The organism is Hydrogenophaga sp. PAMC20947 (genome assembly GCF_004795855.1).
In the GTDB taxonomy this organism is placed as follows: Bacteria; Pseudomonadota; Gammaproteobacteria; order Burkholderiales; family Burkholderiaceae_C; genus Hydrogenophaga.
In genome coordinates this window covers 4,733,208-4,745,899 of the sequence record NZ_CP039252.1, presented here as the reverse complement: position 1 = coordinate 4,745,899, position 12,692 = coordinate 4,733,208, and the positions used below count along the sequence as shown (strand labels likewise).

Genomic DNA, 12,692 nt, shown 5'->3' with positions numbered 1-12,692 from the left:
CGCCACTGCGGGGGTCACCGCACCTCAACAGGCGCCGCCGGTTTGACGCGCCCTGGCGCCGGATCGAACCCCAAAAATCTAGGCGTGCAGCCGCGAGGTCTTGGGCAGATGCGACATCAGAAACTCCATCTGGTCCGCCAGGATGCGGCGGTTGCGCAGGATGAAGTCCTCCCAGAGGCTGGGCACATAGGGCGCGTAGAGCAGCGGCATGCGGGCCTGTTCGGGCGTGCGGTTCCCCTTGCGGTGGTTGCACGACTTGCAGGCGGTGACCACGTTCATCCAATGGTCCTGGCCTTTTTGACCCACGGGATGGATGTGTTCCCGGGTCAGCACGTCTTCATGAAAATGCCCGCCGCAGTAGGCGCAGAGGCAACGGTCGCGAGAAAACAGCTTGCTGTTGGTCAGCGTGGGCCGCAGGTCAAACGGGTTGATGCGCGGAACGCCCTGGGTGCCGATGATGGAGTTGACGGTGATGACCGACTGCAAACCGCTGACGGCGTTGTGTCCCCCGTGGAATACAGCGACTTCGGCACCCATCTCCCAGCGCACTTCATCCGCCGCGTAATGCAATACGGCTTCTTCCAGGGTGATCCACGACTGTGGAAGCCCTTGCGCTGACAGCTTCAAGACCTTCAAGACCCACCTCCTTGTTGAAAAACAACCGGACAATCTGTCTTCCCACACAGGCACCGCACGCGGCCCCTTGCATCGAGTGTGTCAATATACCGTGCTTCTGTGACAAATTGCTTGAACCTCAGCCATCCCCCCCGAATGGCCTGTCTTCTCCGCTGAAACTTTCATGAAAATCTTCCGAGGCCTGCGGAAACGCCTGGCGCCCGCCGCCCATGGGTCAACCGAGGCTCAGGGCTGCGCCCTCACCATCGGCAACTTCGACGGTGTTCACCGGGGCCACCAGGCCATGATCGCGCTGCTGATCAATGAGGCGCGCCACCGCGGTGTGCCCAGCTGCGTGATGACCTTTGAGCCCCACCCGCGCGACTATTTCGCGGCCCTGCACCAGAAGCCCGAGCTGGCTCCGGCCCGCATCGCCACGCTGCGCGACAAGTTGCTGGAGCTGGAGCGCTGTGGCGTGGACCAATGCGTGGTCCTGCCCTTCAACGCCCAGCTGGCTGGCCAGAGCCCCGAATCCTTCATACAGGACACCCTCGTGGACACACTGGGGGTGCACTACCTGCTGGTGGGCGACGATTTTAAGTTTGGTGCCAAACGGGCGGGCGACTACGCCATGCTCGATGCAGCCGGTAGCCGGCTGGGCTTTGATGTGGCGCGCATGCAAAGCTATGAAGTCCATGGCCTGCGGGTATCGAGCTCTGCCGTGCGCGACGCCCTGAGCGAAGGCCGCATGGCCGATGTCGCCGCCCTGCTGGGCCGGCCTTACAGCATCAGTGGCCACGTGGTGCACGGGCGCAAACTCGGTCGCCAGCTGGCAGAAAGCCGCTCGGGCGCGGGCGATGGCTTTCGCACCCTCAACCTGCGCTTTTCACACTGGAAGCCAGCCGCCAGCGGTATTTTTGCCGTGCAGGTCACAGGCCTGATGCCCGATGGCAGCGCGCTCACCGGGGTCGCCAACCTGGGTGTGCGCCCCTCGCTGGACCCCAGCGACATCAACGGCGGGCGCGTGTTGCTGGAAACCCACTGCCTGCAATGGCCCGAAGCGCTGGCGCAATCCCTGCCCACAGGCGAGGCCTACGGTAAAATCATCCGCGTGGACCTTTTGCACAAACTGCACGACGAATTGAAATACGACAGTCTGGACGCCCTGACCCAAGGCATCGCCCAGGACTGCGATGACGCTCGCGCTTTTTTTGCGACCCTGCCTGAGCAGGCATACGGACAAACCCACCGCCAGACCACGCGCGATCGAATTTAGAGCTCTGACGCTCGCCGCTTGCCGCCCCACGACTGGCTCAGGGCATCCGGTTCCCCCCTTAGCAGATTCCCCTCCCCGTTCGGGCTGAGCCAGTCGCTGCCCTCCACAAGCTGTTCTCATGTCTGACGCAAAAAATTCCGCACCCGCCCCCAAGGTCAGTGGCAAAACCGAAAGCGCGAGCGCTTACCGCGCCACGCTCAACATGCCCGACACCCCGTTTCCCATGCGCGGTGATCTGCCCAAGCGCGAGCCAGCCTGGGTGGCCGACTGGAACGAGGGTGGCCTCTACAAGCGCCTGCGCGATGCCCGCCAGGGCGCGCCGATGTTCGTATTGCACGATGGCCCACCCTACGCCAACGGCAAGCTGCACATCGGCCACGCGCTGAACAAGGTGCTGAAAGACATGATCGTGAAATCGAAACAGCTCGCTGGTTTCGATGCGCAGTACATCCCCGGCTGGGACTGCCACGGCCTGCCGATCGAAAATGCGATCGAGAAGCTGTATGGCCGCAACCTTGGCCGCGATGACATGCAGGCCAAGAGCCGCGCCTTTGCCACCGAGCAAATTGAGCAGCAGCGCGAAGACTTCAAGCGCCTGGGTGTGCTGGGCGATTGGGAGCGCCCCTACCGCACCATGGACTTCGCCAACGAGGCCGGTGAACTCCGCGCGTTCAAGCGCGTGATCGAGCGTGGCTTTGTGTACCGCGGCCTGAAGCCCGTGTACTGGTGTTTTGATTGCGGCTCTTCGCTGGCCGAATTCGAGATCGAATACGCCGATAAAAAAAGTGACACACTGGACGTGGCGTTTGAGACCGACGACGCTGGCCAGCTGGCTGCGGCTTTTGGTCTGGCCAATTTGCCCACAGGCAAAAGCGCCTTCGCCGTGATCTGGACCACCACCGCCTGGACCATCCCCGCCAACCAGGCGCTCAATGCGCACCCCGAGTTCAACTACGCGCTGGTGGAAACGTCCATGGGCTGCCTGGTGCTGGCCGAAACCCTGGTCGAAAAATGTCTGGAGCGCTTTGGCCTTGAAGGCACGGTGCTCGCCACGACCACGGGCGACCAGCTCGGTGGCCTGAATTTCCGCCACCCCTTGTACGACGTGGACGCCGGCTACCAGCGCCTCTCGCCGGTGTACCTGGCCGACTACGTGAGCGACACCGACGGCACCGGCCTCGTGCACTCGGCGCCAGCCTATGGCGTGGATGACTTCAACTCCTGCATCACCAACGGCCTGGCCTACGACGACATCCTGAACCCGGTGCAAGGCAACGGCGCCTACGCGCCCGAGTTCCCGCTGTTCGGCGGCCTGCACATCTGGAAGGCTGTGCCCGTCATCCTGGAAACGCTGAAAACCGCCGGGCGCCTGATGGCGACCGAGCCCATTACCCACAGCTATCCCCACTGCTGGCGCCACAAGACGCCGGTGATCTACCGTGCGGCGGCACAGTGGTTTGTGCGCATGGACGAAGGCGAGGGTGTCTTCACGAAAGACAAGGCGCCCAAATCCCTGCGCCAGCTCGCGCTGGACGCCATTGACCACACCAGCTTCTACCCGGAAAACGGCAAAACCCGCCTGCGCGACATGATCGCCAACCGGCCCGACTGGTGCATCAGCCGCCAGCGCAACTGGGGCGTGCCCGTGCCGTTTTTCCTCCACAAGGATTCGGGCGAGCTGCACCCGCGCACCATGGACATCCTCGACCAAGCGGCCGACATCGTGGAAAAAGGCGGCATCGAAGCCTGGAGCCGCGTGACCGCCGAAGACATCCTGGGCGCAGAGGACGCGCCGCACTACACCAAGAGCACCGACATTCTCGAGGTCTGGTTCGACTCGGGCTCCACCTTCTGGCATGTGCTGCGCGGCAGCCATGCCCACGCTTATCCGAACGGTGCTTCGCACGCCGAAGGCCCCGAGGCCGACCTCTACCTTGAGGGCCACGACCAGCACCGCGGCTGGTTCCACAGCTCGCTGCTGCTGGGTTGTGCGATCGAAGGCCGTGCACCCTACAAAGGCCTGCTGACCCATGGCTTCGCCACCGACGGCCAGGGCCGCAAGATGAGCAAGAGCCTGGGCAACACGGTGGAGCCCCAAAGCGTGAGCGACAAGATGGGCGCCGAGATCGTGCGCCTGTGGGTGGCCAGCACCGACTACTCGGGCGACCTGAACATCGACGACAAGATCCTGGCCCGCGTGGTTGACGGGTACCGCCGCATCCGCAATACGCTGCGCTTCCTGATGGCCAACGTGAGCGATTTTGACCCCGCCACCGATGCCGTGCCTGTGGAGCAGATGCTGGAAATAGACCGCTACGCCCTGGCGCGCGCGGCCGAGTTTCAGGCCGAGGTGCTCAAGCACTTTGACGTGTACGAATTCCACCCCGTGGTGAACAAGCTGCAGGTGTACTGCTCGGAAGATCTGGGTGCGTTTTACCTGGACGTGCTCAAAGACCGGCTCTATACCACCGCGCCCAAGAGCCTGGCGCGCCGAAGCGCCCAGACGGCCTTGCACCAGATCACCCATGCGATGCTGCGCTGGATGGCGCCGTTCCTCAGCTTCACCGCCGAGGAAGCCTGGCCAGTTCTGGCCAAAGGCGACAACAAGGGCTCCATCTTCTTTGAGACGTTTGCCGCCCTGCCCTCGCCCAACGAAGCACTGCTGGCCAAATGGTCGCGCATCCGCGCGGTCCGCGATCTGGCCAACAAGGCCATTGAAGACGTGCGCACCACCGGCAACGTGGGCGCCTCGTTGCAAGCAACACTGAACATCACGGCAGGCCCGGACGACGCCGCCTTGTTGCGTTCGCTGGGGGAAGACCTGCGTTTCGTCACCATCACCTCGGCTGTCAGCGTGATCGACGGCCCCGAGCTGAGCGTAGCGGTCACCCCTGCCACGGCGGCCAAATGCGAGCGCTGCTGGCACTACACCGACGACGTGGGCAGCGAGCCCGCACACCCCACGATCTGTGGCCGCTGCGTGAGCAACCTGGCCGAAGCCGCGGGCACGGGCGCCGGCGAGATCCGGAAGGTTGCCTGATGGCCAAGTCGCGCAACGCCAGCGTATGGCCCTGGCTGGGTCTGGCGGCTTTGATCCTGCTCATTGACCTGTTCACCAAGGTGTTGATCCTGGGCTATTACCGCCTGGGTGACAGCACCACCATCACCAGCTTCTTCAACGTGGTGCGGGTGCACAACAGCGGCGCCGCATTTTCCTTTCTCGCGGGTGCGGGCGGCTGGCAGCGCTGGTTCTTCACGGCCATCGGTATCGCTGCGGCCATCTTCATCACCTGGATGCTGCGCTCCCACAGTGGGCAAAAGCTGTTTTCCTTTGCGCTCGCCTGCATTCTGGGCGGCGCCGTTGGCAACGTGATCGACCGCGTGGTCCATGGCTATGTGGTGGACTGGCTCGACTTTCACTTCGGCTTCCTCTCAGGGTTCTTTCACGGGGGACACTTCCCCTCGTTCAACATCGCGGACGTGGGTATTTCGATCGGTGCGATCTGCCTGATCCTCGATGAGATTCTTCGGGTTCGCAAAAGCCGTTGACCGCTCCCAGGAGCGACAACGCTGCGCACTAACGCGGCGTATAGTCAACGCCAAATATGAAGCATTTGTTGAATATGCTGGCGGCGATTTCGCTGCTGGTTTGGGGTACCCACCTCGTGCGCACCGGCGTGCTGCGCGTTTTCGGCAGCAACCTGCGTCGCATCCTGTCCGTGAGCATGGGCAACCGCATCACTGCGGCCCTGTCGGGTCTGGGCGTCACGGCGCTGGTTCAGTCGAGCACCGCCACCGCCCTCATCACCGCCTCTTTTGTTGACCGGGGCCTGATCGCACTCCCGGCGGCGCTCGCGGTCATGCTGGGCGCCGACATCGGCACCAGCGTGATGGCCGTGGTGTTTTCCTTTGACCTGTCGTGGCTCTCACCCCTGTGCATTTTTGCGGGGGTCACGATGTTCACCACCCGCCAAGGCACACAGATCGGCGACATCGGCCGGGTCCTGATCGGTCTGGGCCTCATGTTGCTGGCTCTGCAGCTGGTGGGGGAAAGCACCGCCGTGCTCACGCGCAGCCCTGCGGTTCAACTCATGCTGGAATCGCTCACCAGCGACCGCATGCTGGAAATCCTGCTGGGCGCCACGCTGGCTGTGCTCGCCTATTCGAGTCTGGCGGTGGTGCTGCTGACGGCCATGCTGTCGGTGCAGGTGGTGGGCGTGGATGTGGCGCTGGGTCTGGTCCTGGGGGCCAACCTGGGCAGCGGCTTGCTCGCGGTGTTCACCACCGCCGGCGCCACCCGCGCCACGCGCCAGGTGCCGCTGGGCAACCTGATGTTCAAAGTGATGGGGGTGGCCATTGCCCCCTGGTTGATTCCGCTCTGGTTGAGCACCGTGAGGCCTTACATCGCTGACCCGGCGACCCTCACCGTGTTGTTCCACCTGAGCTTCAACCTGATGGTGGGCCTGATGTTCATCGGCCTGACCCAACCCGTGGCCCACTGGGTAGAAAAGCTGCTGCCGCTCAGGGGCATCGAGGCGGCCCTGGACCGTCCGAACCACCTCGACCCCTCGGCCCTGGCCACACCCTCCCTGGCCATATCGTGCGCGGCCCGCGAAGCCCTGCACCAGGCCGATGTGGTGGAAACCATGCTTCGCGGCTTGTTGACGGTCATCCAGACCAACGACGCGCAACTGGCGCAAAACCTGCGCAAGCTCGACGACACGGTCGACAGCCTCTATTCAGCCATCAAGTACTACCTGACCAAGCTGACCCGACAGCAACTCAGCGATGCCGAGGCCCGGCGCTGGACCGACATCATCAGCTTCACCATCAACATGGAGCAAATTGGAGACACGGTGGAGCGCGTGCTGCTGAGCATCGAAGACAAGAAGATTCGAAAAGGGCGCGGCTTCTCGGAGGCAGGCATGGCGGAGATCACAGCCATGCATGCCCGGCTGCTGGACAACCTGCGCCTGAGCATGAGCGTGTTTCTCGACGGTGATGTGCGCAGCGCGCAGCGCCTGCTGGAAGAAAAAGTGCGGTTCCGGGACCTGGAGCGTGAATACGCCAGCAGCCACCTGGAGCGCCTGTCGGCCCAGTACACCCAAAGCATCGAAAGCAGCTCCCTGCACCTGGATCTGATCAGCGACCTCAAGCGCATCAACTCCCACATTTGCTCGATCGCCTACCCGATCCTAGATTCAGCGGGCGTGCTGGCGCCCAGCCGGTTGCGGGAGTCACAGCCCATGGAGCGCAGCTGATCAATCCGCTGTGCTAACCTGATCAACCCGCCACCCTTGGTGCGCGGTTCTGCCACTGGATGACCAGGGATTCCGTTGCCCCGCGCCCATGGCAGGGTCAACCTGCTTCCCGATCGCTGATCGCTGTCGCACCGGTTGATGCCTTGCACTGAAGGCCCGGGCGACGCCTTCATACCCGGCCACCCTTGACAGAACTGGCCCTTGTTCTTGGTATTCACAGGAGACACCCATGCCCGGATTGCTGCCCAACATTGACCCCGACGGTCTGCTCGAATTTTCGGTGGTCTACACAGACCGCGCGCTGAACCACATGTCCAAGCGCTTCCAGGGCGTGATGACCGACATATCGACCATGCTCAAACAGGTCTACGGCGCCCATTCTGCGGTACTGGTGCCGGGCAGTGGCACCTTCGGTATGGAATCGGTGGCCCGCCAGTTTGCCCATGGCAAACACGTGATGGTGATCCGCAATGGTTGGTTCAGCTACCGCTGGACGCAGATCTTTGACATGGGCTCGATTCCCGCAAGCCACACCGTCCTGAAAGCCCGACGCACCAGCGAAGGCACCCAGGCACCCTGGGCCCCCGCCCCGATCGAAGAGGTCAAAGCCGCTATCGCCCAGGAAAAGCCGGCCCTGGTCTTCGCACCCCATGTCGAAACTGCGTCCGGCATGATGCTGCCCGACGACTACCTCCGCGCCGTGGCCGACGCGGTGCATGCCGTGGGCGGATTGTTTGTGCTCGACTGCATCGCTTCAGGCGCGATGTGGGTGGACATGGCGGCCACCGGGGTCGACATCTTGATTTCCGCGCCTCAGAAAGGCTGGAGCAGCTCACCCTGCTGTGCCATGGTGATGCTGAGCGAGCGCGCTCGCAAGGCCATTGACGCCACCCAGAGCACCACCTTTGCCATGGACCTGAAGAAGTGGCTCCAGATCATGGAGACCTACGAAGGCGGTGGACACGCGTACCACACCACCCTGCCGACAGATGCCTTGGTGCGTCTGCGCGACACGATGAAAGAAACCGAAGCCTACGGCTTCGCCCGGGTGCGGGAAGAACAGATCGAGCTCGGCAAAGGCGTGCGTGCGATGGTCGAGCGCCACGGATTCCCAAGCGTGTCGGCGCCCGGTTTCCAGGCCCCTGGTGTGGTGGTCAGCTACACCACCGACCCTGAGATCCAGTCCAGCAAAAAATTTCTCGCGGCGGGCCTTCAAGCAGCGGCCGGGGTGCCGCTGCAATGTGACGAGCCAGCAGACTTCCAGTCTTTCCGCCTGGGCCTGTTCGGGCTGGACAAATGGCACGACGTGCCCGCTACCCTGCAGCGCCTGGAAACGGCGCTCGCTCAGGTGGCGCCAGTGGCTGAGACGGCCTGAGCCGGTGCACAAGCAACCCCGTTTCCCCCCCGTGCATAAAGTGAATTTTTAAGCATTGCACTTTCCCCATTTCATTTTGGCTTTTAGGGCCTGAATGAACCTGACCAGGGAGGTGGTCAGGAAGCATCACAAACCGGCTCAGGCCGGTTTGCTGCTTTCAGCGGGCCAATCGCGGCGCCCTGTCCTGACGTGTTTCTTCAAGGGCGTTTTCTTGAATCCCATATTTCGTTCATGGCCGAAGGCGACACCGTTTCAGGGCATCAGCACCGTGCAGCCTGTGGTCTTGCGGGCTTCCAGGCTTTCGTGCGCGGCTTTCACCTCGGTCAGGGCAAAACGCTGATCGATGCGGATCTTGACCTGGCCGTTTTGCACAACGGCAAACAGGTCGTCGGCCATGGCCTGGGTGCGTTCACGGCTCGTGATGTGGCTGAACAGGGTCTGGCGCGTCACATACAGTGAGCCCTTCGGGCCCAGGATGCCGGGGGCAAAAGGCGCCACAGGGCCGCTGGCGTTGCCGAAGCTGACCATCAGGCCAAAGGGCATCAGGCAATCGAGCGATTTGTCGAAGGTGTCTTTGCCCACGGAGTCGTACACCACCTTCACGCCCCGGCCGTCGGTGATCTCCTTCACCCGGGCCGCAAAATCCTCTGACCGGTAATTGATGGCGAACTCGGCACCATGGGCCAGCGCCAGCTCGCATTTTTCGGCCGAGCCAGCCGTGGCGATGAGGCGCAAGCCCAGCGCCTTGGCCCATTGGCAGGCGATGAGGCCCACGCCACCAGCGGCCGCGTGGAACAGCACAAAATCGCCCGCGTCCAAACCTTCGACTGGGCGGCACTTCTTCAACAGGTACTGTGCGGTCAGTCCCTTCAGCATCATCGCTGCACCGGTCTCAAAGGCGATGCCATCGGGCAGGCGACAGACGTTCATGGCCGGCATGACCCGGGCATCGCAATAACTGCCAGGCGGGTTGGCTGCGTAGGCGGCCCGATCCCCTGCCCGCAGGTGGGCCACACCGGCGCCCACCGCTTCGATCACGCCAGCGCCTTCCATGCCCAGTGCCAGCGGCATGGCATTCGGATACAGGCCCGTGCGCTGGTACACATCGATGAAGTTCAACCCAATGGCGTGGTGGCGAATGCGCACTTCACCCGGCCCGGGCTCGCCCACGGAAACGGTGTCGATCACCAGCTGGTCCGGGCCGCCATGGGCGTGGATGCGCACGGCGCGGCTGGTAGCGGTCAAAGCTTGGGACATGGAAACAATCTCCTCGTTGATGGTTCTTGGGCAGGGGCTCGTTGCCCGCCTGCGTGCCGCACGCCTGCGGCGGCCAGCCCACATGCTGCCACGATAACCCGAGGATGCCTGCGCGACACCCCAGCCGACCCACTGCAGCACAAGGTCGGACCCGCATTGTTACAGTCCACGCCATGTCCACAGATGCCGGCCAACGCCTCACACCCAGCACCATCGCGCTGCTGATCATCCCACCACTGATGTGGGCCGGCAACGCCGTGGTGGGCCGCATGATGCAGGGCGTGGTGCCGCCCATCACGCTGAATTTCCTGCGTTGGGGGCTGGCTTTGCTGATTCTGCTGCCTGTGGCGGGCTGGGTATTGCGCCCGGGCAGTGAGCTGTGGCCCCACTGGAAGCGCTTTGCCCTCCTGGGCTTGCTGGGTGTGGGCCTGTACAACGCCTTGCAGTACATGGCCCTGAAGACCTCCACCCCCATCAACGTCACCCTGGTCTCGGCGGCCACACCGATCTGGATGCTGCTGCTGGGTCGATTGTTCTTTGGCGTGCGGGTTTCGCGCCAAGCCGCCGTGGGCGCTGCGCTGTCGCTGTCGGGCGTCGCGACGGTGCTTGCGCGGGGAGACATCACGCAACTGTTGAGCGTGCGGCTCGTGCCCGGAGACGCCTGGATGCTGGCCGCTTCGTTCATCTGGGCGACCTACAGCTGGTTGCTGGCACGCCCCAAACCCGGCGCAGAGCCGGCGGCCATCAAGGCCGACTGGGCCGCTTTCCTGCTGGCACAGATGGTGTTCGGGCTGGTGTGGTCCGGGACCATGACCACCGGCGAATGGCTCTGGTTGGGCAGTCAGCCCGGTGAGACCGCCAGCCACATCACCTGGGGCTGGCCACTGGCCGCCGCGCTGGTTTATGTGGCGGTGGGCCCATCGCTGCTGGCCTACCGCTGCTGGGGGGCGGGCGTGAGCCGGGTCGGCCCGACCATCGCGGGCTTTTTCTCCAACCTCACGCCGCTGTTTGCCGCCGTGATGTCGGCCACGCTGCTGGGCGAAATGCCGCAGCTGTTCCATGCCGCAGGCTTCGCCCTGATCGTCAGCGGGATTCTGGTGAGCACCCGGCGCTGAACGACACCCGGGCTCGATCCGTGGGGTCAGTACGCCCCTGGATACGCCCCACCATCGGCCAGCACGTTTTGCCCCGTCATGTAGCCCGCTTGCAGGCTGCACAGGAACGCACAGATGGCGCCGAACTCGGCGGGCTGGCCAAAGCGGCGGGCTGGAATGGTCTTGCGCCGGGCCTCCATGATGGCGTCCACCGGCTGACCGGTCTTGCTGGCCGCCCCTTCCATGGTGGTCTTGAGGCGATCGGTCTCGAAGGCGCCAGGCAGCAGGTTGTTGATGGTCACGCCCTGGGCGGCCAGGCCGCTGCGTGAAACACCGGCGACAAAGCCTGTGAGGCCGCTGCGCGCGCCGTTGGACAAGCCAAGGATGTCGATCGGCGCCTTGACCGCACTGCTGGTGATGTTGACGATGCGGCCAAAGCCCCGCTGAGCCATGCCGTCCACCGTGGCCTTGATCAGCTCGATGGGGGTGATCATGTTGGCGTCCAGCGCCTTGAGCCAGGCATCGCGGTCCCAGGCGCGGAAATCGCCCGGTGGCGGCCCGCCCGCATTGGTCACCACAATGTCGAAGGCGGTGCCCGGGCCTCCGGGCGCCGACAGCGCCAGGGCCCTGCCCTCGGGCGTGGTGATGTCTGCGGCCACAGCAATGACCTGCACACCGGGCGATGCCGCGCGCAAGGCCTCGGCCGTGCGTTCGAGCTCACCGATGCCGCGCGCGACGATCACCACGTTGGCGCCTTCGGCGCTGAGCGCCTGAGCACAACCCAGCCCCAGCCCTTTGCTCGCACCGCACACCAGTGCCCACTTGCCCTTGATACCCAGATCCATCTTCAATCTCCTCGTTTGTTGGTCATTTGGCTGGCGCACGCCCGAAGCGCGTCACCAGAAACACGCCGACCATGACCAGCACCGTGCCGACCACGATCCAGCCATTGAATGGCTCACCCAGAATCACCACGCCCATCAGAATGGTGGACATGGGCCCGATCATGCCGGTTTGAGCGGCCAGGCCAGCGCCGATGCGCTCAATGGCCATCATCACCATGAGCACTGGCGCAAAGGTGCACAGCACCGCATTGAGCAGCGACAGCTGGATCACTTCGGGCGCCACGGCAAACGCCAGGTTCAGCGGGCGTGTCAGTGCAAACTGCAGCAGCACAAAACCGCAGGCCGCGCTGGTGGCCAGCCCGACCAGGCGCAGCGAGCCCAGGCGTTTGACCATCTCACCGCTGTAGAGCAGGTAGACCGCGTAACTCACCGCGCTCAGGAAAACCAGCAGGGTTCCCAGCGCGGCGTCAGGCCCCTGAAGGCCCACTTCGTGGCCAAACACCACCAGCACACCCGCGTAGCTCACCGCCATGGCCCAGGCCTGCAAGGACGATATGCGCCGCTTGTAAATCACCCAGGCCAGCGCCAGCACGAGTGTGGGATTGAGGTACAACACCAGGCGCTCCAGGCTGGCGCTGATGTACTCCAGACCCCAGAAATCGAGGTAGCTCGCCAGGTAATAACCGGTCAGCCCCAGCCCCAGCACACCGAGCCAGTCGTGGCGCGACAGCGGCGGCTTGCCCCGGCTGGCCCACCAGGCCAGCGCCAGGAACAGCGGCAGCGCAAACAACATGCGCAGCATGATGAGGGTGATCGCGTCCACGCCGTAGCGGTAAGCAAGCTTGACGATGATGGCCTTGCCGCTGAAACCGATCGAACCGGCCGCGGCGAGCAACAAGCCAGAAGCGAGGGAAGGAGACGGCGCCAGAGCAGGCTGAGCGGAAGAAGACATTGACCTCATTATCGATG

The 12,692-nt window shown here is 63.8% G+C and carries 10 protein-coding genes; 6 read left to right on the top strand and 4 right to left on the bottom strand.

The window, feature by feature from the left end; all coding sequences use genetic code 11:
* Positions 1-78: 78 nt before the first annotated feature.
* Positions 79-636 carry an HNH endonuclease gene (locus E5678_RS21685; RefSeq protein ID WP_136180456.1) on the bottom strand — a complete coding sequence of 186 codons (558 nt, stop codon included), beginning with the start codon at positions 634-636 and terminating at the stop codon, positions 79-81.
* Positions 637-799: 163 nt separating this feature from the next.
* Between E5678_RS21685 and E5678_RS21680 the strand changes: the two genes are divergently transcribed.
* The 5 genes from E5678_RS21680 to E5678_RS21660 all read left to right on the top strand — a co-directional run bounded on the left by E5678_RS21680 (position 800) and on the right by E5678_RS21660 (position 8,527).
* Positions 800-1,891 (top strand): bifunctional riboflavin kinase/FAD synthetase, encoded by a 1,092-nt coding sequence (locus E5678_RS21680; RefSeq protein WP_136180455.1) that lies wholly within the window; start codon positions 800-802, stop codon positions 1,889-1,891.
* Positions 1,892-2,093: 202 nt separating this feature from the next.
* Positions 2,094-4,931, top strand: a complete 2,838-nt coding sequence (gene ileS, locus E5678_RS21675; RefSeq protein ID WP_247597062.1) for an isoleucine--tRNA ligase — start codon at positions 2,094-2,096, stop codon at positions 4,929-4,931.
* Positions 4,931-5,440 (top strand): signal peptidase II, encoded by a 510-nt coding sequence (gene lspA / locus E5678_RS21670; protein ID WP_136180453.1) that lies wholly within the window; start codon positions 4,931-4,933, stop codon positions 5,438-5,440. Before ileS ends, lspA begins: the two co-directional genes overlap by 1 nt.
* Positions 5,441-5,496: 56 nt before the next feature.
* Positions 5,497-7,152, top strand: coding sequence for a Na/Pi cotransporter family protein (locus tag E5678_RS21665; RefSeq protein WP_136180452.1), 1,656 nt, complete (start codon positions 5,497-5,499; stop codon positions 7,150-7,152).
* 229 nt (positions 7,153-7,381) lie between these two features.
* Positions 7,382-8,527 (top strand): aminotransferase class V-fold PLP-dependent enzyme, encoded by a 1,146-nt coding sequence (locus E5678_RS21660; RefSeq protein ID WP_136180451.1) that lies wholly within the window; start codon positions 7,382-7,384, stop codon positions 8,525-8,527.
* A 252-nt stretch (positions 8,528-8,779) separates the two neighbouring features.
* On the opposite strand, the gene E5678_RS21655 is transcribed toward E5678_RS21660, so the two are convergent.
* A complete protein-coding gene (locus tag E5678_RS21655) occupies positions 8,780-9,784 on the bottom strand; it encodes a quinone oxidoreductase (RefSeq protein ID WP_136180450.1) in 1,005 nt (334 codons plus the stop codon).
* A 173-nt stretch (positions 9,785-9,957) separates the two neighbouring features.
* Between E5678_RS21655 and E5678_RS21650 the strand changes: the two genes are divergently transcribed.
* Positions 9,958-10,899 (top strand): DMT family transporter, encoded by a 942-nt coding sequence (locus E5678_RS21650; RefSeq protein WP_136180449.1) that lies wholly within the window; start codon positions 9,958-9,960, stop codon positions 10,897-10,899.
* Positions 10,900-10,925: 26 nt separating this feature from the next.
* Here E5678_RS21650 and E5678_RS21645 read toward each other — a convergent pair whose 3' ends face one another.
* Both E5678_RS21645 and E5678_RS21640 read right to left on the bottom strand, forming a co-directional pair.
* Entirely contained in the window at positions 10,926-11,723 is a 798-nt protein-coding gene (locus E5678_RS21645; protein ID WP_136180448.1) for an SDR family oxidoreductase, read from the bottom strand.
* A 22-nt stretch (positions 11,724-11,745) separates the two neighbouring features.
* Entirely contained in the window at positions 11,746-12,684 is a 939-nt protein-coding gene (locus E5678_RS21640) for a DMT family transporter (protein WP_136180447.1), read from the bottom strand.
* Positions 12,685-12,692 lie beyond the last annotated feature (8 nt).